The following is a 22907-nucleotide window of genomic DNA, read 5'->3' on the forward strand; positions in this document are numbered from 1 at the left end:
TCGGTGCGCCACTGATTCCTGCTGACCAGACCACCCCCCCAGCCTGTGCACGCTCCGCGACACCGGGGTCGGCAGCACACAACCAGCAACGACACATCGGACCATGTCCCCCACGTTCACGCTCCCGCTCTCACGAACTCCGCGATCCATGCAAATGATTCTCTGACTGTACCTTGGCCTCATCGATCAGCAGCAGCTCACCGTGAATATTTTCAGATCCGTGCACCTCACAACCATCAAAATGCAAATCTGAAACCAGACACAATCTCGAAGGCACAACCCTTGTTATTCGCCTTTTTTTCGCTTACATTCTTCCCACCATGACCCACCTAGTCACCCACACCCACTACTCCCTCCTCGCCGGCGCCAGCAGCCCCTCCGAGCTCGCCGCGCGCGCCGCCGAGCTGGAGATCGGCACCCTGGCCTGCACCGACCTGAACGCGCTGCACGGCACGGTGGAGTTCCAGAAGGCGTGCGACGAGCACGGGCTGCGCGCCCTCGCGGGCGTGGAGCTCACCGCCGATCCGCCCGAGCCCCAGGCGGACGAGGTCCCGCATCGCCTGGTGGCCGGCGAGCTGCGGCCGGGGCGACCGCGCGCCGTGCTCCTGGCGCGCGACCGCGAGGGGTACGCCGCGATCTGCCGCCTGACCACGCTGCGGCAGGTGCGGCCCGACTTCGACCTGCCCCGCGAGCTGCCCGGGTTCCTCGAGCGCGAGGGCGGCGGCGTGTTCTGCCTCACCGACTCCCTGGACCTGCTGGCCGCGCTGGCCCGGGCGGCCGCCGGCGGCCGCGACGAGGGTGTCGACGGGGTCGACCTGCCGGGGTTCACCCGGGGTGCGCTGCGCGTGCTCCTGCCGGCCTGCGGCACCGAGGCCGGGCCCGACCGCCGGCGCCTGCGCCGGCTCGCCGCCTGGGCCGAGGCCCAGGCCGTGCCGGTGTGCGCCGCCGGCGACGTCTGGATGGCCCGATCCGGCGACCGCGATCGCCAACGGCTCCTGTCGGCCATCCGGCGGCGGTCCACCGTGGACCGCCTGGCGTCCGGGTTCTGCGCGCCGCCGGGCAGCTGGCTGCGGTCGGGCGACCAGCTCCGCGAGCTGCTCGCCGAGTTCCCCACCGCCTGCCGCGAGGCCGAGGCCGTGGCCGACCAGTGCCGGTTCCGGCACCGGCTCGGCCGCTGGCGGTACCCCGAGTTCCCGCTGCCCGCGGGCGAGACCGCCGAGTCGTACCTCTGGAAGCTCTGCTTCGACGGCCTGCAGCGCCGCTACCGCACCGTCACCTCGCAGGCCATGAGCCGGCTGCAGGAGGAGATCACCGTCACCGAGAAGCTGGGGTTCGCCGGCTACTTCCTCATCGTCTGGGACATGGTGCGCTGGGCCGGCGAGCAGGGCATGCCCTCGCTGGGGCGCGGGTCGGCGGCCAACTCGCTCATCTCCTACCTGCTGGGCATCACCCACGTCGACCCGCTGCGCCACGACCTCTACTTCCAGCGCTTCCTCAATCCCGAGCGCCTCTCGCCGCCGGACATCGACCTCGATTTCGGCTGGAAGGACCGCGACAAGGTCCACGCCTACGTCACCGACCGCTACGGCCGCGACCACACCGCCATGATCTGCAACATCAACCGCTTCTCGGCGCGCGCCGGCTTCCGCGAAGCGGCCAAGGCCCGCGGCTACGGCGACCAGGAGCTGAGCAAGCTCACGCGTCGGTTTCCCTGGAAGCTCCTCGACGACCCCGCGCGCATCCTCGCCCGCCGGCCCGAGTCGCGTGACCTGCCGCTGGAGCGCGAGCCGTGGCGGTCGCTGCTCCTGCAGGCGCAGGACCTGGCGCGCCGCCCGCGCCACCTCGGGGTGCACGCCGGCGGGCTGGTCATCACCCGCGAGCCGCTCACCCACCTCTTCCCGCTGCAGTGGGCGCGCAAGGGCCACCTGGTCTCGCAGCTCGACATGTACAGCGTCGAGGACCTGGGCCTGGTGAAGATCGACCTGCTCTCGCAGCGCGGCCTGGCGGTGGTGGCCGACACGGCGCGGGCGGTGCGCGAGCACCACGGCGTCGCGGTCGACCTCTCCCACCTGCCCGACCAGGACCCCGGCGCGCGGCGGCTCATGCGCGAGGGCGCCACCATGGGCTGCTTCTACGTCGAGTCGCCGGGCATGCGCTCGCTGCTGCGACGGCTGCGCGCCGACACCTTCGCCGTGGTGGTGGCCGCCAGCAGCGTCATCCGCCCCGGGCCCGCCGACAGCGGCATGGGCCGCAGCTTCGTGCTGCGCCACCTGGGCAAGGAGGAGGCGCGGCTACCGCACCCGGCGCTGACGTTCCTCGAGGAGACCTACGGCGTGATGATCTACCAGGAGGACGTCATGCGCACGCTCAGCGCGGTGGCGGGCATGACCCTGGCCGAGGCCGACCTCACCCGCCGCGCCATGAGCTTCAAGGGCGACCCGCAGGAGTTCCTGGCGCTGAAGGAGAAATTCTTCGCCGGCGCGCGGCGGGCCTGGCGCGAGGGGCGGACGCCGCGGGTCGACGACGCGGCCCTCGCCGAGCTCTGGCGCCAGCTCGAGAGCTTCGCCGGCTACGCCTTCTGCAAGGCCCACTCGGCGAGCTACGCCGTGCTCTCGTGGCAGGCGGTCTGGCTCAAGGCGCACTGGCCCGCCGAGTTCATGGCCGCGGTGCTGAGCAACGGCGGTGGCTTCTACTCCACCGCCGCCTACCTCGAGGAGGCCCGCCGCCTCGGCCTGGAGATCCGGCTGCCCGACATCAACCGCAGCGAGGACGTGTTCACCGGCCACGACCGCCAGGTGCGCATCGGGCTGCAGCAGGTCCGCAACCTCAGCCGGCGCAGCATCGACGCGCTGCTGCAGGAGCGGCGCGAGCGCGGCTTCTTCGTCTCGCTGGGCGACCTCCTGCAGCGGGTGCCCCCGCTCACCGAGCAGGAGACCGAGCACCTGATCCGCTGCGGCGCCTGCGACGGCTTCGAGCTCACCCGCCCCGAGCTGCTCTGGCGCCACGCGCTGCTGCGCCGGCAGCGGCGCGGCGCCGGGGCGCCGCGCGCGCGCGGCCAGGCGCCCGCGGTGACAACCGGCTCGCTCTTTCCGGCCGGCCCCCTCGAGGCGGGCGCGGCCACCGCCCTGGTCCCCGCCATCCCCGACTACTCGCCCGTCGAGAAGCTGCAGCAGGAGACCGAGCTCTTGTCGTTGACCGCCACCGGCCACCCGCTGGCCGGCCTGCGCGACCACCTGCGCCGCCGCGGCGCCATCGCCTGCGCCGACGTGGCGGGCTACGTCGGCCGGCGCGTGGTGGTGGCCGGCAACGTGATCACCGCCAAGACCACGGTGGTCAAGAAGAGCGGCGACCCCATGAAGTTCCTGACCCTCGAGGACGAGACCGGGCTGGTGGAGATCACGCTCTTCCCACGGGTCTACGCCGAGTACGGCGGCCGCCTGCTCTCGCGCGGGCCGTACCTGGTGCGGGGGCTGGTGGAGGACGATCACGGGGCGGTGTCGGTGACCGCCGAGGAGCTGGCGCTGGTCTGACCGCAACGCTCAGGGGCCGGCGCCCCGCCAGGTCACCCCCACGCCGGCGAACCAGTCGTCGGCCACGCCGTTGCGCCCCGCGCCGACCCGGGCGTCGAGCCGCAGGTTCGGCGCGGGCAGATAGCCGAGGCCGACGTCGAGGTAGCCCGTGCTCTCGCCGCCCGGCACCTCGCGCGAGTAGCCGTAGCCCTCGAGGAAGCAGTCGAACCGCCCGCCCAGCGCAGTCTGCAGGCGTAGGCTGCCCAGCCAGCGGTCGAAGCGCTCGAGGTCCAGGCTCGCGTAGGTGTAGCCCGCGTTGGCGGCCAGCTCGACCCCGCCGCCGAGGTCCCAGGCCATGGCGATCACCGCCTCGGGCTGCAGGGTGTCCTCCTGCCAGTCGGCGCCGCCGGTGGGCAGGCTGGTGGCGAGCACGAGCGCCGCCGTGGGGCACGGTCCCGCGCCGTGCTGGCTGGTCCACTTCAGGCCGAGGCCGCCGTCGCTCCAGCCGTCGCGGGTCGCCTGGCCGGGCGCCTCGCGGTGGCGCCAGCCGCCCACCTCGAGGCGCACCTCGAAGTCGCGCCACAGGCCCCAGCGGAAGAGCCACTCGCCGAGCTGGTCCTCGCGGGCCTCGCCCACCCGGCGGTGGGTATAGCCCAGCTCGTTCTGGAACAGCCCCCGCGGCACGCAGCGCGCGCCCACGGTGGCCGCGGGGCGGTCGGCTCGCAGAGCGGGCGGCTCCTGGGCCGGGGCCGCCAGCGGCAGAAGCAGCAGGAACAGCAGGATCGTTCTGACGGGGAGATTCATGGCAGACCTCTCGGGCGCGGGACTCGTGGTCATGCAATACGGTCGGCCGGGTTCCGGCAAGCACGAAATCGGCGGGGACCGATTTCCCTTGCCCGCCCTGTCCCAATCACTATCTTGCGCGGCCAACGGTGGCACGTTGTTCCAGGAGTACCGGTCATGCTCACGTTCATCCTCCTGTCCGTCTCGTCGCTCTTCGCGGTGATCGACCCGCTGGGCTGCATCCCCTTCTTCAGCGGCCTGACCTCGCACATGGACGAGGCCCAGAAACGCCGCACGCTGCTGCGGGCGCTGGTCGTGGCGTTCTGCGTGCTCGCGGCCTTCGCCTGGTTCGGCTACCAGCTGCTCGAGCTGTTCGGCATCACCATCGACGCCTTCCGCATCGCCGGCGGCGTGATCTTCTTCGGCATCGGCCTGGACATGCTCCAGAGCCAGCCGCGGCGCTGGCGCACCGGCATCAACCGCGCCTTCGCCCGCGACCAGGAAGAGGCGGCCGCGGGCGAGGAGGAAGAGGATCCGTCGGTCACCCCGCTGGCCATCCCGCTGCTCGCGGGCCCCGGATCCATCACCACGGTGATGGTGCTGCGCCCCCAGATCGAGGGGCCGACCGGTGCACTGCTGGTGACCGCCGCCGTGCTCTTGATCCTGGTCCTGACCGGTCTGATCCTGGCCGGCGCCGACCGCGTCCTGCTGCGGCTGGGGCGCACGGGCATGAAGATCGTGGAGAAGCTCATGGGCCTGCTCCTGACGGTCATCGCGGTGCAGCTGGTCATCGACGGCGTGGGCCCCGTGGTCCAGGACATCGCCGCCCGGCTCTGATCCCGGGATAGCTGGTCCGCAACCCCATGGAGGCCGGAAATTGACAGCGCGCCACCCATCATCTAGGTTCCTGCCGGGCATGGCGCGACACCCCGAAACACACCCTGCCCAGTCCTGATCGGGGCCAACCCCACCGTCACCCCACCGGGAGGCACCATGAACACGCTGAGAGTCACCAGGGCACGGCTGCTCGTGCTGACGGCCCTGACCGCGGTCCTGCTGTGGGCCGGCCTGGGCGCCGGCGCCGCCCTGGCCCAGGATCCCCACGACCAGCACGGCGAGGTCGAACACGCCGAGCAGGCCCACGGCGAGGCGGCCCACGCCGCCGGCGACGACGGCCACGGCGAGCACATCAACCCCGTGGGCCAGATGCCGCTGTGGACCGTGCTGCCCTTCGTGGGCATGCTCCTGAGCATCGCGCTCGGCCCGCTGCTGGCGCCCCACTTCTGGCATCACCATTTCCCCAAGGTGAGCTTCGCGTGGGCGGTGATCTTCGCGGTGCCGTTCTGGATCGTCATGAAGGGGGACGCCACGCAGTCGATCCTGCACATCATGCTGGCCGACTACGTGCCGTTCATCATCCTCCTGTGGGCGCTGTTCACCATCTCGGGCGGCATCGTGCTCGAGGGCGACCTCCGCGGCACTCCCAAGGCCAACCTCCTGGTGCTGCTGGTGGGCACGGCGCTGGCCTCCTGGATCGGGACCACCGGCGCCGCCATGCTGATGATCCGACCGCTCCTGCGCGCCAACGCCTGGCGCCAGAACAAGGTCCACATCATCTGCTTCTTCATCTTCCTGGTGGCCAACATCGGCGGCAGCCTGACCCCGCTGGGCGACCCGCCGCTGTTCCTCGGCTTCCTGCACGGCGTGCCGTTCTTCTGGGTCACCACCGGCCTGTTCAAGGAGATGCTCTTCGTGGTGCTGATCCTGCTGGCGGTCTTCTACGTCGTGGATCTGCGCTCCTACAACGCCGAACCCGACAAGCCCAAGCCCACCGGCAAACTGGGCATCAAGCTCAAGGGCACCCACAACTTCCTGTTCCTGCTGGGCGTGATGGCGGGAGTGGTCTTCAGCGGCAGCGCCACGGCCAAGGGGCTGGGCGCCCTGCACGTCTACGGCCACGTCGCGCTGCCCTACGGCAACATCCTCAAGGACTTGATGCTGATCGGCATGGGCATCCTGAGCCTGGTGACCACCAAGAAGGTGCTGCGCGAGGCCAACGGCTTCAACTGGTTCCCCATCCAGGAAGTGGCCTACCTCTTCTTCGGCATCTTCGTGACCATCATCCCGGCGCTGGCGATCCTGCAGGCGGGCGAGCACGGCGCCCTGGCCGGCCTGGTGCGCGCGGTGCGCGATCCCTGGCAGTACTTCTGGGTCACCGGCGGGCTGTCGTCGTTCCTGGACAACGCCCCCACCTACCTGACCTTCTTCAACGCGGCACTGGGCCAGCTCGGCGTCACGGAGAGCCACGTGGCCGGCATGCTGGGCTACGCCAACGACCTGGGCATCGCGCGCAGCCCCGAGTTCATCAAGACGCTCACGGCCATCTCGGCCGGCGCGGTGTTCATGGGCGCCAACACCTACATCGGCAACGCGCCCAACTTCATGGTCAAGTCCATCGCCGAGGAGCAGGGCATCCCCATGCCGAGCTTCTTCGGCTACATCCTCAAGTACTCGCTGATCTACCTGGTCCCCACCTTCGTCGTGGTGACCTTCGTGTTCTTCTAGCCCGAGGAGCGGCAACATGGCCAAGACGAACAAAGCCAGGACCACCGCCCCCAGCTTCTACGAGGTGGCGGTGAACGGATCGCCCAAGGCGGTGCGCGGCCTGCTCGCCGGCATGGCCCTCGGCCTCGGCATCGAGGACTACAGCTGGTACCACAAGGACCACGCCATCGCCGATCCCGACCGTGACGGGCACGTGCGCCGCGCGGCCGAGAAGCTGCACCTCTTGCCCGTGGCCGAGGTGCGCGTGGTGGTCACCGCCGAGCTGGCCAGGTTCCTGCGCCAGCACCAGAAGCGGATCGCGACCTCGGGCCTGTGCACCATCGAGTCGATCACGCGGATCAAGCAGGCCCGGGCCAAGGTGAAGTACCACAGCTTCGCCAAGCGCTACGACGAGGAGGTGAAGGTGCTGCTGAAGGACCTGCCCCGCGGCATCAAGCTGGAGAACGTGGAGCGCAAGGTCGAGACCGACCCCAAGGCCAAGGGGATCGAGGCCTACACCCCCGTCCACGACTTCGAGTCGTGCGGCTGTGCCGACATCGTCGGCCGCTTCGACCTGGTCCTCCAGCTCCGCGACCGCCTCGACGTGCATCCGCTCATCGAGTGCGAGACGATCGAGCTGGTGCTGGCCTGAGCGGGCCGGACCGCGGCGAAACAAAGGGCCCGCCCCTCTCGGGGCGGGCCCTGCACTCTCCAACACGATCCTGGCCTTGGTCTCCAGTCAGAGTGCCAGGTTCAACGAAAGAGGTCCTTCACGCCGCTTAGCGACTTCTGCTGCACGCCGACCGTGTCTTCCGCCATGGGCACGTAGTCGACGATCACCCAGTGACTCCCCTCCAGCGGATCGTGATCGTGATAGTCATCGATCCACTCGTCGATCTGGGCCGGATCAAGGGTACCCCAGTAGTTGTTGGTCAGGTCCAGATGGATCGGTTCCTCTAGCCCAGCGCTGTTCTGGCGGGCATGGACCGAGAGGTTGCCACCATTGAGGATATTGCAATTGTGTAAATCCAGGAGAACCGCCTCGTGATACCCACTGCAGTTGATGACGACAGAGCTAGGGCCATTCCCTCGAAGAGTACTATTGCGGCCAATACATTCACCTTCGCCGTCATGTTGGACAACGTAGCCATTGGAGGAAATATCACAGCCAGAAAAAGTCAATCGACCACCAGCGTTTCCAACTGAATTGATCATTACGTTGCTAATATCCTCCGCAGTACAATCCTCGACAGCTACAGCACCCCCACTCTCTGCCTGAACACCAACGACACAACTTATAAAGTCGCAACCAGTCACCAAGACGTCATCAGATGCTTTCACGTTGATACATTTACTAATATTCTCAAACCTACAATCCTCAATCGTACTCCCATTAGCACCAACAAGTGACAAACTTGTATAGTTGATCCCACCGATAAACATACAAAGAGAAATCTGACATGGTGCCGCTAAGACATTGCTGTTCATCTCAGAAAAGTGACAATTCGTCACCGCAATACTTCCACCCTCCCAATGCAAGCCCTCATGCGACCCGGACACATTGAGATCATGAAGACTACATTGACGGTTTTCTAGATTGTTGAATATGGTCAGATGATGCTCATACTGCGGATCGAAATCCTCAAAGCCGATTAAAGTCTCCTCAGGCCCCGCTCCAATAAAGCACAATCCATCCTTCGTCACCTTCACGAACGCATACACATCATAGAAGTCCGTATGGTAGGCGAAGCTGTACTCCTCGAACCTCCCCGCTCCGATCCGGATCGTATCCCCATCCGCCGCCGCATCCACCGCCTCCTGGATCACCGTGAAATCCCCGCTGCCATCCTTTTCGACAAACCAGGTCCTGGCTTCCGCCTGGGTTGCCACTACAGGGATCAACAACAACAAACTTGCTAGCAGGCGCATCATGGGACAATCCTCCCTATTGCGATGGGCGGAGAGAAGACTATCTCCTCTCCGCCCATATTGATCACTTCAACAACAGCACCCGCTGGTTCTGCCGCACGCGCCCGGCCTGGAACACCACGAGATAGACGCCACTGGAGACACGGCGCCCGCCATCATCGGTTCCGGTCCACTGCACGCTCGTGGTCCCGGCTTGCTGCTCTCCGCTGACCAGTTCCCGGACCAGCCGTCCACGGATGTCGTACACCGCGAGTCTGGCCGTCTGGGCCGTGGGCAGGAAGAACTCCAGCTTGGTCTGGGGGTTGAACGGATTCGGCACCGCGCTCATCAACCGAGGCGCGGTCAGGATCTCCGTCGTCCCTTGCATGCTCTTGGCCAGGTAGACCATGCTCTCATCCGCCGGGATCAGGATCGGATCGATGGCCAGTCCCATGCTGCCGGCGATATGCAACCAGCCATCCTCCTCGCTGCCGAACCAGCTCGTGTGCCCGCCTCGGCCGCCGTCGCCGGCTGGACAGATTCGTCGATGGCCCCGCCTGCTGCCATGATCTTCATGAATTCGGCAAGAATCCTTGCTGCCACGATTCGGTGAGACTGGATATCGCATGAGAATCTCCTCCCCCAGGAATTCTAGCATCTCTAGCTGAACACGAGTATGAATTCCTATCTTGCAAAAGGGCCCGCCCCTCTCGGGGCGGGCCCTTTCCTCTCTCCACGATGCATACGCGCCCTTAGTCGAACAGCGCCTTCACCTCGCTCCAGCTCGCCGACTCCACCGCCACCGACTGGTTGAACCAGAACACGGGGTCGGCGCAGGTCTGGCCGGCGTTGTTCGGCTTCATGACCCGGATGTTGTCGGGCAGGACGAGGTCGGTGTAGGCCATCTCGCCGTCGATGGAGGACGGGGTGGCCGGCTCCAGGAAGACGACGGTGTTGTTGGGCACCTCGGTGAAGAGCACCCGGGCGGTGAGCAGGAGCCAGGGCTCGTCGGGCAGGTGGGGGTCGCGCTGCTGCAGGCCCACCAGCAGGTTGAAGTTGTCGCCGAAGTTGAAGACGTCGTCGCGCCCGTAGTCGAGCTCCGTGATGATGGGGGTGGACGCCACGGGGTCGAAGCGCCAGCTGAACTCGTAGCCGCCCAGATTGCGGCTGTCCAGGTCCTGGTGGTAGAGCACGAAGTACAGGTCGTAGACGAGGCCGGGCACGGCGCCGTCGATCATGACGTCCGCCTCGGGGGTGGCGGCGGGCTGGGTGTAGATGCCGAGCACGGCGTGGCCCAGGTCCTGGGGCGGGTCCACCGCCAGGGCGGGGGCGGCCAGCAGGACGAGGGCGAGCAGGCAGGTAGCAATTCGAGACATGAGGGACGCTCCTTCCCGGTAGCAAGCTGATCGGTCGATGGTGTGAGCCGGGCGCGCCGCAGGGATGGCGTGCCGGTCCGGGCGCCGCCGGCGACCTGCCCGTGGTGGGGTGGGTCGGGTCCCGTCGGCGGCGGTCGGTCGTGGTGAATTCGTATTCTGGTGAGGAATGTTGCACTACCGGGCTTGAAAAACCGGCCGTTCACCAAAAAAAGATCCCGGCCGTCAAGAGACGGCCGGGACCCGGGAATCCGCTGCGTCGCGTTACTTCACGAGCAGCATCTTGCCGACCAGGCTCTGCCCGTCGGTGGTCAAGCGGTAGAAGTACATGCCGCTGGCCACCTGCCGGCCGCGGTCGTCCTTGCCCAGCCAGGTCGCCTCGTGCGTCCCGGCGGGCACGACCTCGCGCACCAGGGTGCGGATCTTCTGGCCGCGCACGTCGTACACGGCCAGCTCCACGCGCTGGCTGGCGGGGACCGCGTACTTGATCACGGTCTGGGGGTTGAACGGGTTGGGGTAGTTCCCCTCGAGGGCCAGCACGCTGGGCAGCGCGCCCTCGGGCAGCACCGCCGTGGTGCCGCCGGAACCGTCGGCGAGCAGCCAGGTCACCGCGTTGTGCAGCAGCTCGAGCCGCTCGGCGCTCATGGCGCTGTAGTTCCAGAGGAAGAACACGAAGTCGCCGCCGGCCGGGTCCTCGTCGGCGTCCCAGGCGATGACGCTGGCGTCGCTGGCGTAGCTCGACCAGTTGCCCACCATCATGGCGTCGGCGGTCTCCTCGACGTGGTCGGCGTCGCCGTAGCCGCTGTAGCTGTTGACGATGGGACCGGCGATGTCGTTGGGCACGCTCATCACCGCGTGGCTCGGGTCGTACACGGTGAGGTTGCCGCTGCTGTCGCCGTTCCAGTCGGCCACGTGCAGCAGGCCCGTGTCGAAGCCGGGGTAGCCCGGGTAGCTCGACGCGTCGTAGGCCACCTCGCCGCCCTCGACCAGCAGCTTGCCACCGGCGTCCTGGAACGCCACCAGGGCGTTGCGCAGGGTGGCGCTGGCCACCGGCGACGTGTTGGCGCCGCTGGAGCAGATCACCAGGTCGTAATCGGCCCAGGTGGCGGGGTTGCTGGTGGCGGCCGGCTGCACGGTCACCGTGTAGCCCAGGTCCTCGAGGTCGCTGGCGATGTCGGCGGCGGCGCGGTCGGCCGGCGCCTCGTAGGCCGGAGCCAGGAGCATGCCGAAGCGGTCGCGCTTGGCGGGCTCCAGGCGGGCCTGCGAGCTGTTGTCGTCGAGGATCAGCAGGTCGCCGTCGGTGGGCTCGAGGACGAAGTCCTCGGTCACCTCGGCGCCGTCCACCGTCACCGTGACGGTCTGCGGGATGCGGCGGAACGAGCGCACCACCACGCGGTAGTCGAAGAACGGCAGCGCGCCGGTGGTGTAGACGCCGGTCACCGGATCGGTGTCGACCTCGTCGTAGAGCGCGTCGTTGTCGGTGCGGTAGACGCGGACCGACGCCTCGAGCGGCGCGCCGTCCTCGGACGCGGTCACCGTGCCGGTGAGCACGCCGGCGGGAGCCTGGCTCACCGCGATCAGGTGGTCGTTGGCGCCGAACATCAGGAAGTAGGTCTCCTGCAGGGGCAGGTAGCCGAACTTCTCGACGTAGAGGTCGTAGTCGCCCACGGCCAGCTCCTCGGCGTAGCCGTAGGTGCCGTCGGCGGCGGTCACGAGGTCGAAGAGCGGCGTGCCCTCGGGGTCCTCGCCCGCGACGAAGCCGGAGATCCGCACACCCGCCAGCGGCGCGTCGCCGTTGTCGGCGTCGACCACGGTGCCGGCCAGGGTGCCGAAGGCCTCCACCACGACGATGTCCTTCTGGAAGATGTCGTAGCCGGGCTTGGCCACGGTGGCCAGGACGTTGCTCAGCTCGCTGGGCGTCACGTCCAGGGTCACGTCGGAGCCGGCCACCGCCTCGGTCACGTCCAGGCCGCCGCCCTGCAGCAGCAGGGTGAAGCCGGCCTCGTCGATGCTGGCCGAGACCTCGCCCGCGATGTGCGGGGTCAGGGTGCCGTCCATGCCGATGCTGGGCACGCCGGCGGTGACGTCGGGGTTGCCGAGCGCGGCGGCGCCGGTCACGGGCAGGTCCTCGGAGAAGAGGTAGTAGCTCTCGCCGATCTCCTGGCCGCGCACCTGCAGGGCCTCGCCGTACTGCGGCATGACGGCGATGGTCACCTGGCCGGCGGCGTCGGTCTGCACCGGCGCGCTCGTGAAGCCGAAGCCCACGATGTCGACCATCACGTTGTCCATGCCGTCGCCGGTGTCGGGATCGGTCACGGTCACCGTCACGTTGGTGGTCACGCCCACCGGCACGGTGGCCGGCGCGATGGCGATGTCCGCGGGCACCACGGCCAGCAGCTCCACCTGGTAGGTCTCCTGGTTGTAGCCGAAGGCGGTCAGGGTGACCGGGCCCACGGTGTCCACGGCGTTGGCCATGACCAGGTCCACGTGGCCGGCGGCGTCGGTCATGCCGGTGCCGTAGACCACGCCGTTGCCCGAGAGGGTCACGCTCACGTTGGGCACGCCGGTGTCCACCGCGAACGTCGGGGTGAACAGCGGCACCACCGGCTGGTGGGCCACGGCCATGACGTTGGGGCTGTCGGTGCGGACCACCAGCGAACAGTCGCCGAACAGGTTGTACTGCTCGACCACCTGCAAGCCGCTGCCGCTCTGGCCGTACTCGTCGAGCATGCCCATGATGCCGCCGTGCACCAGCACGCCCAGCACGTTGCTGGTCTCGGCGCAGAGCAGGTCCACGATCTCGGCCTGCATCACGCAGGGGGGCACCCAGGGGGCGCTGGTGGAGGCGGCGTACATGCCGACCGCGCCGTAGGGCTGCGCGGGCGAACCGGCGCGCATCCACGCCTCGGCGAAGCTCTCGCCGATGGCCGAGATGCCGCCGTTGAGGCAGGCCACGTCGATGATCCACGGCCAGGCGGTGTTGGTCAGGTTGTGGACGTCGTTGTTGCTGAAGTAGACGCTGGACCAGGACGTGCCCGAGCCGTGGCCGATGTAGTTGATCAGCGAACGGCCCTGGTTGACGGCGTTGGCGATGGCCGCGGTGCTGCCGCCCTGGCCCTGGTAGATCTGGTCGACGTCGGTGAAGTTGTAGGCCAGCAGGTCGGCGCGCAGCCAGTTGGCGCGCTCGATGTCGCTGGGCGAGCCCTCATTGCTGGCGATGCCGGTGGCCATGTGGGTCCAGTCGGCCGGGCCGACGACGTCGCGCTCGTAGGTCACGAACTTGGTGACCTGGGTCGTGATGTCGGTGGCGTTGGTGGCCGAGATGCGGCTGATCAGGCCGTCGGGGTAGACGTCCGAGCCCTCGAGGCGCATGTAGCGGGTGTCGTCGTTGGCACCCTCGTAGGCGCCGCTGTAGTGGGGCACCTGCGCGCCGTCGCCCACGAGCACCACCATGGCCAGGCCGTCGGGCCCATTGTAGCGCTCGTTGATGGCGTTCTGGATCCCGGAGACCGAGCCGCCCACGCTGCTGGTGGTGATCAGCTCGACGTCCAGGCCGCGCTGCATCTTCCACTCGACGAACGGCGCCATGGCGCCCACGAAGGCGTCGTAGCAGACGATGAGCATGGGGCCGTCGGAGGAGTTGAGCGTGTACCGGGCGGCGGGATTGTAGTTGGCGAACTGCTGGGCGTAGAGCGCGTCGAAGGCCGGGCCGGGCACGGACGAGGCGCGCGTCTTGACGTTGACGCCGCCGGTGCCCTCGGTGACCACCTCGTAGGTGACGCTCTCCAGGACGCGCAGCACGCCGCGGTCGGCGTCCCACTGCACGGGGTACAGGCGCACGTTCACGCCGCGGTGGTCGCGGACGATGTAGGGGTCGCCCACCGAGGAGATCTCGGCGGGGAACACGCCGCCCTGGTAGGCCGGACCGAACTCGTAGGGCACGGTGGCCGGATCCACGGTACGCAGGATCGCGCCCTTGGACGGCACCACCGGCGCGGTGGCGAACTCACGGTAGGTGGAGTCCAGGACACGGACCCGCGGCGTCCCCGCGTCGGGGACGATCAGGCTGGTGGTGATGTAGGGCAGCTGCGGCGCGCCGCGGTCCAGCAGCTGGACGTGCCCGGGCAGCATCACCTTGGCGTAAGCCTGGCCGTCGATGGTCACGGTGCCGGTCTCGATCCCCGCGAGGTCGATCTGCACCAGGGTGCGACCGGTGCCCGCCTCAGTGGTCGTGACCGTGGGCGCGGCGTCGCGCGCGCCACCCAGGTCGACCCAGTCCGCCTGGGCCGCTGCGGCGAGGCAGAGCAGGGCCAGGACGGTCAGGGCCGTCCGCATGAACCTCGTGTTCATCGTGTCCTCCAGGGAATGGGATTGGCAGCCGAACGAACGAACAGAACCGGATGATCTTATCACGATCCGGGGGTGCCCCTCAATCCGGTCGCCCTGGCCGGGGAGGCAGCCGCGGCGGCAGGAACGGGCCTGGAATTCGACAATTCAGTAAGAAATCAAATAGTTAAGCCATAATGAAGAAGAGTTCCCAGCCGGGATCGGCCCAGCCCCACCGTGAAAATACCGGCATCGATCAGACGGCGGACGACCTCCCGGAAAGGTCACGATTCCTTGATAAATACTAATCAGCGCTGGGTTTACGCGCCGCCAGCTTGATGGCGATGAGGTCGCCATGGGGAACATCGAGGAGCTTGGCGACCCGGTGCATCAGCGCGTCCTCGTGGGCCTCGAGCCGGCCATCGCTGTAGACCACGCGCCACATCAGCTCCAGGATCTGGTGGCGGCGCGCGCGGGAGAACCGCTCGTTCAGCAAGCGGGCCGGCGCGAAGAGATCGTTCTGGTCCTCCGCCGCGGCCATGGTCACCAGCTCGGCGGTCTCCTCGGGGGGCAGGTGGAACTGGCGGCTCACCAGGCCCGCGATTTCGCGCGCCTCCGCCGGCTGGAACTCGCCGTCGGCGCGGGCCGCGGCCACCAGCAGCAGGCAGACCGCGCGCTCGACGCCGCCCTGGCTCGCAGCCTCCTCGTCCTTCTCTTCCTCGAACCAGTTCAGGAACTTGTCCAGCACGTTCAGGCCTTTCGGCGATGCCAGGTCGCACCCGGCAGGGTCAGGATCTCGTAGGCGATGGTGCCGAGCCAGTCGGCCAGCTGCTCGACGGCGATGGCGTCGTCGCCCTGTCGTCCCAGCAGCACGGCCTCGTCGCCCGCCGCCACGCCCACGATGCGGGTCACGTCCACCATGCAGAGGTTCATGCAGATCCGACCGCACAGCGGCGCACGCTGGCCCCGGACCAGGACGTGGGCCCGGCCCGAGAGCGCCCGCGGGTAGCCGTCGGCGTAGCCCACCGGCAGCACCGCGATGCGGCTGTCCACCGGGGCCAGCCAGGTGCGGCCGTAGCCCACGGTCTGTCCGGCGGGAACGTCCCGTACCTGCGCGATGCGGACCTGCCAGGTGAGCGCCGGCCGCAGCACGATCTCGTCGCGGTTGGCGTGGCGCGCCGCCACCAGCGTCTCGCGGCTCGGCCAGACACCATAGGCCGAGATGCCCACGCGCACCAGGTCGCGGTGGGCGTCGGGCCAGAGCAGCGCCGCGGCGCTGCAGCTCATGTGGCGCAGGAGGTCGCCATGGCCGGCGGTGGCGAGACTGGCCAGCCAGGCCTCGAAGCGTTCGCGCTGGCGTCGCGCGAATCCATGGTCGGTGGTGTCCTCGATGTCCGCGAAATGACTGGACAGCCCCACCAGCTCCACGGACGGGGCGCTGGCGAGCAGGTCGAGCGCCGCAGGCAGCTCGTCCTCCACGAGGCCCTGCCGGTTCACCCCGGTCTCCACCTTCAGATGCACGCGACCAGACCCGGCGGCGACCACCGCGTGCAGCGCCGCCAGCGAGCCCACCGTGAGGTCGCAGCCCAGGCGCGCCGCCAGCGCCGCCTCGGCGGCCGTGGCCGGCCCGAGGACAAGGACGGGAACATCGATCCCCACACCGCGCAGACACTCGGCCTCGGCCACCGAGTGCACGCCGAGCCAGTCGGCACCGCCGGCGAGGAACGCCCGGGCCGCCAGCTCGATACCATGACCGTATCCGTCGGCCTTGACGATGGGCATCAGCCGCGCGGGCGGGCGGACGAGCCGGCGGAACTCGCCGAGGTTGGCGGAGAGAGCGGCGGTGTCCACCGTGATCTGCAGCCAGGGAGTGTGCGCGTGTTCAGTCATGCGGGGGATTGTCGGCAGGGGGCGGGTCAGTGTCAAGGCGCGGGGCACCCCTCGTGGGGGCGGCCCCGCGCCTTAGCTCCGCTGACGGACAGGCGATGGCCTAGGCCTCGCCCTTCATGGTCTGGTTGCGCTTGCACTCGGCAGGGTCCTCGCAGGCCCCGTAGAGTTCGAGCCGGTGGCGGAAGATCTTGAACCCGTTCTCCTCGGCCAGCTGTTCCTGGATCTGCAGCAGGCGGGGGTTGGAGAACTCGCGGATCTTGCCGCACTCGAGGCAGATCATGTGGTCGTGGTGTTCCACCTCGTTGCGTCCCTCGTAGCGCGCCAGACCGTCGCCGAAACGACGCTCCTCCACCAGACCGCTCTCCACCAGCAGGTGCAGGGTCCGATAGACCGTGGCATAACCGATCTTGGGATTCACTTGCTTGACCTCACGCAGCAGCTCCTCCACGGAGATATGTCCGCGCAGACGGAAGAATACCTGCACGATGGTGCTGCGCTGGCGTGTGGTCTTCAGGCCCTTGGCCTGGATGAACTCCAGGAAGGCCGCTTCCTTCTCCTTGACGAACTGATCGTCCGCCAGGGACTTGTTCTCGACGACTGCCATGCTCGACCTCGCTCTTTGAAAAGGAGCCTCCGGCTCCGCTGCATTCATGATAACGGAAATCCGCTATTGACTATCTACTCACACCCCACCACGGCCGCAAGGGCCCCCGGCGTCGACAAGGAAACGGATCTCAGCGTTCAGAAACACTGAAACCCTACCTTGGGCGTAGGGTTCCCGCAACCCTGACAATTCAAATCGACGTCATTCCAGGATGAGCCGCCGCAGGTAGGACTCGCCGGGCATCAGGAACCAGAGGCTCCGCCCGTCGTGGCCGAGCAGGACATCGGCGTCGCGGACGAACCAGTCGTCGGCGGACACCTCGTCCCGGCGCTGGAGGCGGTTGCCCCGCAGCCTGGTCAGCCGGCCGGTTCCCGCATCGGTCAGCCACATGGCCTGGCCGTCCCAGGCCAGGCCCACCGGCGAGAAACCGGGAGCGCCCACCGAGCGGGTCAGGTTGCCGTCCTTGGGGTCGATGCGGTCAAGGCGACCGTTGTCGCGATCGGTGACCCACAGCCATTGGCCGTCGTAGGCCAGCGCCATGGGCCGGTGTCCGGGCGCCGGGAAGACCTCCTCCACCCGCACCGTATCGGCCTTGATCTTGTAGAGCAGCGACCCGCCCTCGGTGTCGTCGCCGCAGCTCCAGAGGAACTCGCCGTCCCAGGCCAACCCCCGCGAGAGCACCCCGGTGAAGTCCTCCTGCCAGAAGACGGTACCGCTGGTGTCGCCCACCACCAGGAACATCTGGGCGGCACGGCCCTCGTCGAGAGCCAGACTGTCGGTGACCGCGAGCAGCAGCGCCAGGGTGTCGGCGCCGGCCCAGGTCAGGCCGGTGACCTGGCCGGCAGGCAGGGGCAGACTGTCCACCTCGGCCACGTTCAGCTCCGCGTGAACAGGCAGGGTGGCGAGGATCAGCAGGATGGCGAGCATGGTCGAACGCACCGGGATCACTCCTCGTCTCGAGGCTCACGGCGTTCGGCCGTGAGCGCCGCAGCAGTGGTCAGCACCCGGCGCAGTTGCGCCAGGTCCAGGGGCTTGGTTCCGGTCAGGTCCACGAGCGCCGGATCGAGCCCGCTCAGTTCCTTCTCGCGACCCCAGCCGGTGATCACCACCAGGGCGAGTGCCGGGTCGCGCTCGCGCAGCTCGGCTGCAAGTTGCGCGCCCGAGCGTCCGGGCAGGCCGAGATCGATCAGCGCCGCATCGTAGTCGCCGGGCGTGAAAAGCGCCAGGGCGGAGTCGTGGTCCGAGGCCAGCACCGGCTGGTGCCCCTCCACCGCGAGCAATTCCTGCAGCATGTCGCGTACCGGCGCCTCGTCGTCCACGGCCAGGATCCGCAGTGGGGCGGGCGCCGGCTGCGGTGCCGTGCGGGCTACCGCCGCGGTCGATCCGGCCCGCGCCAGCGGCAGTTCGAGCACGAAGCAGGCGCCGGTGCCGGTCGGAACCAGTCCGAGGTCGCCGCCATGACGACGCGCCAGCTGGCGCGCTCCGGCCAGACCCAGCCCCCGACCGGACGCCTTGCCCGAGGTGGCTCCCGGCGTGAAGAGCCGGGGCTGCAGCTCGGCTGGGATGCCCGGTCCCTCATCGCGGATCGACAGCCGGATCTGGCCGCCTGCGGCCTGCGACGTGCACACCACCTCGCCGCCGGTGGGCATGGCCTCCACGGCGTTGGCGAGCAGGTTGCCCAGGATCCGCCGCAGACTCGCGTCCGGCATGGCCACCGGCAGGGATTCCTCGGGACCGGTCAGACGCCAGCGCCCGGGATCGGTTCCTCGCGCCCGCTCGCGGTCGCGGGTCTGTCGCCAGGCCTGGGTGAGCACGGCCAGCGAGTCGGCCGTCGCCCCGGTGTCCTCGGCTCCGGCCAGCATGGCCGCCGCTGCCGCCGCGTCCTCGGCGATGGCCGCCGCGCTGGCCGCCGACTCGCCCGTCAGACGCGAGGCCAGGGCCTCAGCCCGGCCCTGGATGGCCCAGAGCAGCTGGTTGAGGTCGTGGGCGAGAAAGGCGAAGTCGGACCGAGAGGGCGTCACCGGAATCGCTCCTTGCGCAACGGGCCGGCGGCGAACCGGCCCGCAGGCAGGGTATCATCGGCGGCAGCCGGCGTCCAGCAAGGTCAGACGGCGAGCAAGGTCTCGGCCGGATGCGGCAGCGGCACCATGATCCGCAGCCGGAGGCGGTTGCCGAGCCGGGCAACATCGAAGCGCAGATCCAGCCGGCGCGAGAGCTCGGGACTGACCGTGAAGGCCAGCAGGCGTCGCAGCTGGTCGGCCTCGTCATCGCCGCCGGTCCGCCGGACCCGGCTATCCGGGGTGCCGGCGGCCAGCGTGAAGGTGAGCAGCAGCCCCGAGGGCACCTCGGTGTCGTCGTGGCTGACAGCCTGCAGTTCCAGACGGGCAGGCGTGCTTCCGGTGTGATAGGCCAGCGCCTGCAGGACCTGCCGGAGCAGCCGGCGCCAGCGCGAACGGTCCAGGGCCACCGGCGCGTCCCAGCGACCGCTGCCGGTAGACCAGTCCAGGGGCAGGCTGGTGTCCAGATCGTCGAGATCCTGCAGCAGATCGGTGAGGGGAAAAGCTTCGACCGGTTGCGAATCGTTGTGCTGGGAATCCTCGGCCACGTAGTCGCAAGCCCAGTCCACGGTCCGCTCGAGACGACGGATGTTGCGCAGGGCGATGTCGATCAGATCGAGCGACTGGCCGCCGGCTCGCTCCACTTGCAGGGCCAGCGTCTGCAGAGCGGTGCCGGCGGCCGTCAGGGGTGTGCGCAATTCGTGGTTCAGGAAGTCGCGGAAGCCGGCCTCGGTCAGCTCGCTGCCGTGGCACGCCTCGAGGCAGGGCCGCAGGGCCGAGGCCAGGGTCTCGCCGCCGGGCCCGGGGTCGGCGATGCGCGACCAGGCCGCGTCGAGCAGCCGGTGATCCGATACGCTGCCGATCAACAGCAACGGAGCCGCCATGGCCGTGGAGGTCGGCGAATCCGGCAAGGGCGGTGCCGCGGGCCCGCAGGCGTACAGCACGGCCCGGGCGCAACCGCAGGGCACGCCGGCCGGGTGCTGTTGCGGGTCCAGCGCCGCGGCCCGCAGGCCCCAGGTCTGGAGCCAGCGGTGCAGCTGGCGTCCCTGGTTCTGGTCTCCACCGATCAGGATCTGCGTCATCCGTGTGGTCGCCTCGTGTTGCCGTTCGCGAAATCCCAAGCTCTTTGCGGGAGGATCAATCAAGCCGCATGCCATGCGCCCCCCGGCGGGGTGGTCCCTGGAAGCACGCGACGCTTGCGGTCGCCCGGACGGACCACGGGACATCATGAGGAACGACGCGGAAGGTGGGAGCAGCGCTAAGGCCGGCCGCCGGGCCTCGCATTTTGCCCGCGGGCCCCGTCCTCGATCGACTCGTCGCTCGGCAAGCCGGCGAGCCGCCAGGACAACCCGAACACCCAGGTGGCGTAGCGATCGGCCCGGCCGCCGAGGTCACGGATCACGTTCAATTCCAGGAGATGATTCTCGCGGAGCGGGATCCAGCCGGTCAGGCGAGCCCGTCGCAGGTGATGCCCCTGGTTGAGTTCCCGGGCGGACCAGGCCAGGGCCACGCCGCGGCGCTGCCTGGCATCGGTGCCCAGTTCCACGCCGAAACGCCAGCCGTCGGGAAACGCCGCCCCCTGCAGGTAGTCCTTGCCGGAATCGAAGGTGTGCTCGAAGCCGACCCGCACCGCACCGTAGAGGCGCGCGGCCAGGGGGAGCGACCGGCGCCAGTCCACGCGCAGCGGCAGCGAGGCCGCCGACACCGGGTAGAGCTCGTCCTTGCCGACGGGCAATCCGGCGAGCAGGCCGAGATGGCCGCGGCCGGCGAGCGGCAAGCGGAGCGGGAACATGATCCCCAGTTCGGGTCGACCGAAACCGGCGATCTGGGATTCGCCGGGCCAGCCTTCCGGAGTCCCGCCATCCTCCTCGACCCGCAACTGCGGCCAGCGCTGCAGAACCGGCAAGTCGCCCGTATCCAGACGCCAGAAGTCGGCGTGGACCCAGAACACGCCGTGCTCTCCCACGGGCAGATGCAGGGCGAGCGACAGTCGATCGCTCCGCCAGCCCACATCGTCCTCGCGCAGGTGGTCCCACCCGATGGCCATCCCCCGCCGGGACAGGCTGTCGGCAGCGGTATACCACGGCATCTCATCGAGATGATGGACCTGGGCCCGGGCGGGAAGCGAGAGGCTCGCGCTGGCGAGCAAGGCGAGGCAGGCGATGATCATGGCGGATCGCTGAGGCATCAGCGGCCGCCGGATTCCTGCTCGATGAGATGCACCACGCCGGTCTCCTCGAAGTAGACCTTCACCGCCCGGCGCCCCCCGGGCAACGCGACCTTGTCCACCACGATGCCCACGTCGCCGTAGGCCAGGTGATGGATCACATCGCCCACGGCATACTCCAGCGTCGAACGATAGGGGCGGGCCCGCGAGGTGTCGGCCTCGGCGAGCAGGGCAGCATACTCGCCGACCGGTTCGGGCTCCGGCGCCGCCTCGTCCGCGTCCTCCGGAGCAACCTCGTCCTCGTCATCGCGGGCAGGCACCTCGGGTGCCTGGACTCCGGCAGGTTCTCGCTCAGCAGTCTTGGGGGAACTGGCCGGCGGCTCGCCCGCCACCCCGGTCGCGGGCTCGGCCTCGGGCGAGGGCTCCTTCTTCAGGCCTTCGCCCGAGAACTTGGGCAGGAAACCCTGGCATTCCGGACAGCGCAGCCAGATCACCCCATCGTCCCCACCGTCATCGGTGGGGATGACCTCCATGTCCAGGTGCTTCTTGCAGACCGAGCAGTACTGGTTGATCTTCACGCTTCACCCGGATCGGGCCTGTCGAGCCCGTGGTCAGTTGGCTGCCCTGCAGCAGGCCTCGGCATCTGTCTTGTCGCGAAACCGCATCCCGCAGACCAGGCAACTATAGGGACCATCGATGCGCCCCTCGGCCTCGGCCTGGTGCAGCAATCGTTCGTACTTCACGTAGTTGGGATCCCGAACCAGGACGTCGTCTTCCTTGACTTTCATGGGCACTCCTCCTTGAGCGCGGGGGCCGGTCACGCAAATCGCGCACTCGGGGCATCTTAGAAGATACACCCGCCCACGTCAAGCCGACTGGTACAATTCTGGCTGGGGAAATCAGGACTGTGCGCTGCGGCGCACGGCCCCCGCCTCGGAACCGTCCAGCTCCAGCAGCTCGCCCAGCGACCGACGCCCCTGCAGGCTGGCCGACTCCAGCGCCCGCATCAGGATCTCAGCCGCCGCCTCGGCATCGCTGCCGGCGCGGTGGGGCTGGTCGTGCGTCAGCGCCATGCTGGCGGTGAGCTCGCTCAGGCTGTGGCTGGGCTGGTCGGGCCACAGCGCCCGCGAGAGCTGGAGCGTGCAGATCCCCGTCTGGCAGGGGAAATCGAGGTCGCGGCGCATGAGTTCCCAGCGCAGGAACGGCATGTCGAAGCGGATGTCGTGCGCCACGAACACCGCACCGTCGAGGAGATCCAGGACGCGCGGCGCCACCTCGCCCAGGTCCGGGGCGTCGGCGAGATCGGCATCGCTGAGTCCGGTGAGGCGGGCCACCCAGGGCGGGATCTCGCGCTGGGTGTAGAGGCGGGTGGTGAACCGGTCGACGATGCGGCCCCCCTCCACGCGCACCATGCCGATCTCCATGATCTCGTCGACCCCGATCACGCTGCCGGTGGTCTCCAGGTCGACCACGGCGAAGGGCACCGTGCTGCAATCCTGCTGCAGGTGCGGCGCCCAGCGCGCGGACCAGCGGCGGCAATGGGTCCGGATGAAGCGCGGATCGGCCTCCAGCAGCGAGCGCACGACGACGTGGGCCTCGGGCATCTCGTGACGACGGGGGCCGAAGAGCCGGCGGGCGATGCGTTGTGTCTCGACCGGGTGATCGACCTCGAGCAGGAAGCGATGGGCCTGGTCCCGGAGTTCGTTCAATTCGTTATTCGGCATGGCTCCATTATACCACGGCAGT

At 68.7% G+C, this 22907-nt stretch carries 19 protein-coding genes; 4 read left to right on the plus strand and 15 right to left on the minus strand.

The annotated features are described in order from the left end of the window. Positions 1 to 320 precede the first annotated feature (320 nt). Complete coding sequence (locus IFSED24_RS10305; protein WP_491331378.1) at positions 321 to 3530, plus strand: DNA polymerase III subunit alpha; 3210 nt, start codon at positions 321 to 323, stop codon at positions 3528 to 3530. A 9-nt stretch (positions 3531 to 3539) separates the two neighbouring features. Here IFSED24_RS10305 and IFSED24_RS10310 read toward each other — a convergent pair whose 3' ends face one another. Next, positions 3540 to 4313 carry a transporter gene (locus IFSED24_RS10310; protein ID WP_491331379.1) on the minus strand — a complete coding sequence of 258 codons (774 nt, stop codon included), beginning with the start codon at positions 4311 to 4313 and terminating at the stop codon, positions 3540 to 3542. A 156-nt stretch (positions 4314 to 4469) separates the two neighbouring features. On the opposite strand from IFSED24_RS10310, the gene IFSED24_RS10315 reads away from it, so the two are divergent. The 3 genes from IFSED24_RS10315 to IFSED24_RS10325 all read left to right on the plus strand — a co-directional run bounded on the left by IFSED24_RS10315 (position 4470) and on the right by IFSED24_RS10325 (position 7488). Next, entirely contained in the window at positions 4470 to 5129 is a 660-nt protein-coding gene (locus IFSED24_RS10315) for a MarC family protein (protein WP_491331380.1), read from the plus strand. Positions 5130 to 5285: 156 nt separating this feature from the next. Then, positions 5286 to 6857 (plus strand): sodium:proton antiporter, encoded by a 1572-nt coding sequence (locus IFSED24_RS10320; RefSeq protein WP_491331381.1) that lies wholly within the window; start codon positions 5286 to 5288, stop codon positions 6855 to 6857. A gap of 16 nt (positions 6858 to 6873) precedes the next feature. Beyond that, complete coding sequence (locus IFSED24_RS10325; RefSeq protein ID WP_491331382.1) at positions 6874 to 7488, plus strand: hypothetical protein; 615 nt, start codon at positions 6874 to 6876, stop codon at positions 7486 to 7488. A 101-nt stretch (positions 7489 to 7589) separates the two neighbouring features. Here the strand turns inward: IFSED24_RS10325 and IFSED24_RS10330 are convergent, their stop codons facing one another. The 14 genes from IFSED24_RS10330 to IFSED24_RS10395 all read right to left on the minus strand — a co-directional run bounded on the left by IFSED24_RS10330 (position 7590) and on the right by IFSED24_RS10395 (position 22870). Further along, a complete protein-coding gene (locus IFSED24_RS10330; protein ID WP_491331383.1) occupies positions 7590 to 8768 on the minus strand; it encodes a hypothetical protein in 1179 nt (392 codons plus the stop codon). 61 nt (positions 8769 to 8829) lie between these two features. Then, on the minus strand, positions 8830 to 9216 hold the full coding sequence (locus tag IFSED24_RS10335; RefSeq protein WP_491331384.1) for a FlgD immunoglobulin-like domain containing protein: 387 nt from the start codon (positions 9214 to 9216) through the stop codon (positions 8830 to 8832). A 280-nt stretch (positions 9217 to 9496) separates the two neighbouring features. Beyond that, the gene (locus IFSED24_RS10340) at positions 9497 to 10120 is read right to left on the minus strand and encodes a hypothetical protein (protein WP_491331385.1); all 624 of its coding nucleotides are present in this window, start codon (positions 10118 to 10120) and stop codon (positions 9497 to 9499) included. A 261-nt stretch (positions 10121 to 10381) separates the two neighbouring features. Continuing rightward, positions 10382 to 14467 (minus strand): C25 family cysteine peptidase, encoded by a 4086-nt coding sequence (locus IFSED24_RS10345; RefSeq protein ID WP_491331386.1) that lies wholly within the window; start codon positions 14465 to 14467, stop codon positions 10382 to 10384. Positions 14468 to 14747: 280 nt separating this feature from the next. Continuing rightward, positions 14748 to 15191 carry a tellurite resistance TerB family protein gene (locus IFSED24_RS10350; protein WP_491331387.1) on the minus strand — a complete coding sequence of 148 codons (444 nt, stop codon included), beginning with the start codon at positions 15189 to 15191 and terminating at the stop codon, positions 14748 to 14750. A gap of 2 nt (positions 15192 to 15193) precedes the next feature. Beyond that, the gene (gene alr, locus IFSED24_RS10355) at positions 15194 to 16333 is read right to left on the minus strand and encodes an alanine racemase (RefSeq protein WP_491331388.1); all 1140 of its coding nucleotides are present in this window, start codon (positions 16331 to 16333) and stop codon (positions 15194 to 15196) included. 100 nt (positions 16334 to 16433) lie between these two features. After that, the gene (locus IFSED24_RS10360) at positions 16434 to 16937 is read right to left on the minus strand and encodes a Fur family transcriptional regulator (protein ID WP_491331389.1); all 504 of its coding nucleotides are present in this window, start codon (positions 16935 to 16937) and stop codon (positions 16434 to 16436) included. A gap of 201 nt (positions 16938 to 17138) precedes the next feature. Then, positions 17139 to 17876, minus strand: a complete 738-nt coding sequence (locus IFSED24_RS10365; protein WP_491331390.1) for an NHL repeat-containing protein — start codon at positions 17874 to 17876, stop codon at positions 17139 to 17141. A 5-nt stretch (positions 17877 to 17881) separates the two neighbouring features. Further along, positions 17882 to 18958 carry a sensor histidine kinase gene (locus IFSED24_RS10370; protein WP_491331391.1) on the minus strand — a complete coding sequence of 359 codons (1077 nt, stop codon included), beginning with the start codon at positions 18956 to 18958 and terminating at the stop codon, positions 17882 to 17884. An 83-nt stretch (positions 18959 to 19041) separates the two neighbouring features. Then, the gene (locus IFSED24_RS10375) at positions 19042 to 20076 is read right to left on the minus strand and encodes a hypothetical protein (RefSeq protein WP_491331392.1); all 1035 of its coding nucleotides are present in this window, start codon (positions 20074 to 20076) and stop codon (positions 19042 to 19044) included. A gap of 176 nt (positions 20077 to 20252) precedes the next feature. Further along, positions 20253 to 21182, minus strand: a complete 930-nt coding sequence (locus IFSED24_RS10380) for a hypothetical protein (RefSeq protein WP_491331393.1) — start codon at positions 21180 to 21182, stop codon at positions 20253 to 20255. Beyond that, positions 21182 to 21739 carry a hypothetical protein gene (locus tag IFSED24_RS10385; RefSeq protein ID WP_491331394.1) on the minus strand — a complete coding sequence of 186 codons (558 nt, stop codon included), beginning with the start codon at positions 21737 to 21739 and terminating at the stop codon, positions 21182 to 21184. The genes IFSED24_RS10380 and IFSED24_RS10385 overlap by 1 nt, the downstream gene beginning before the upstream one ends. 33 nt (positions 21740 to 21772) lie before the next feature. Continuing rightward, the gene (locus tag IFSED24_RS10390; RefSeq protein ID WP_491331395.1) at positions 21773 to 21949 is read right to left on the minus strand and encodes a hypothetical protein; all 177 of its coding nucleotides are present in this window, start codon (positions 21947 to 21949) and stop codon (positions 21773 to 21775) included. A gap of 111 nt (positions 21950 to 22060) precedes the next feature. Then, the gene (locus IFSED24_RS10395) at positions 22061 to 22870 is read right to left on the minus strand and encodes a 3'-5' exonuclease (RefSeq protein WP_491331396.1); all 810 of its coding nucleotides are present in this window, start codon (positions 22868 to 22870) and stop codon (positions 22061 to 22063) included. Positions 22871 to 22907: the final 37 nt, after the last annotated feature.

The organism is Candidatus Latescibacter sp. IFSED24, from assembly GCF_058273205.1.

Coding starts and splice junctions, on each gene's coding strand:
- IFSED24_RS10310 (WP_491331379.1), bottom strand. CDS start 4,313: ATGAATCTCCCCGTCAGAACGATCCTGCTGTTCCTGCTGCTTCTGCCG.
- IFSED24_RS10390 (WP_491331395.1), bottom strand. CDS start 21,949: ATGAAAGTCAAGGAAGACGACGTCCTGGTTCGGGATCCCAACTACGTG.
- IFSED24_RS10325 (WP_491331382.1), top strand. CDS start 6,874: ATGGCCAAGACGAACAAAGCCAGGACCACCGCCCCCAGCTTCTACGAG.
- alr (WP_491331388.1), bottom strand. CDS start 16,333: ATGACTGAACACGCGCACACTCCCTGGCTGCAGATCACGGTGGACACC.
- IFSED24_RS10305 (WP_491331378.1), top strand. CDS start 321: ATGACCCACCTAGTCACCCACACCCACTACTCCCTCCTCGCCGGCGCC.
- IFSED24_RS10345 (WP_491331386.1), bottom strand. CDS start 14,467: ATGAACACGAGGTTCATGCGGACGGCCCTGACCGTCCTGGCCCTGCTC.
- IFSED24_RS10315 (WP_491331380.1), top strand. CDS start 4,470: ATGCTCACGTTCATCCTCCTGTCCGTCTCGTCGCTCTTCGCGGTGATC.
- IFSED24_RS10360 (WP_491331389.1), bottom strand. CDS start 16,937: ATGGCAGTCGTCGAGAACAAGTCCCTGGCGGACGATCAGTTCGTCAAG.
- IFSED24_RS10375 (WP_491331392.1), bottom strand. CDS start 20,076: ATGACGCAGATCCTGATCGGTGGAGACCAGAACCAGGGACGCCAGCTG.
- IFSED24_RS10330 (WP_491331383.1), bottom strand. CDS start 8,768: ATGATGCGCCTGCTAGCAAGTTTGTTGTTGTTGATCCCTGTAGTGGCA.
- IFSED24_RS10340 (WP_491331385.1), bottom strand. CDS start 10,120: ATGTCTCGAATTGCTACCTGCCTGCTCGCCCTCGTCCTGCTGGCCGCC.
- IFSED24_RS10380 (WP_491331393.1), bottom strand. CDS start 21,182: ATGCCTCAGCGATCCGCCATGATCATCGCCTGCCTCGCCTTGCTCGCC.
- IFSED24_RS10320 (WP_491331381.1), top strand. CDS start 5,286: ATGAACACGCTGAGAGTCACCAGGGCACGGCTGCTCGTGCTGACGGCC.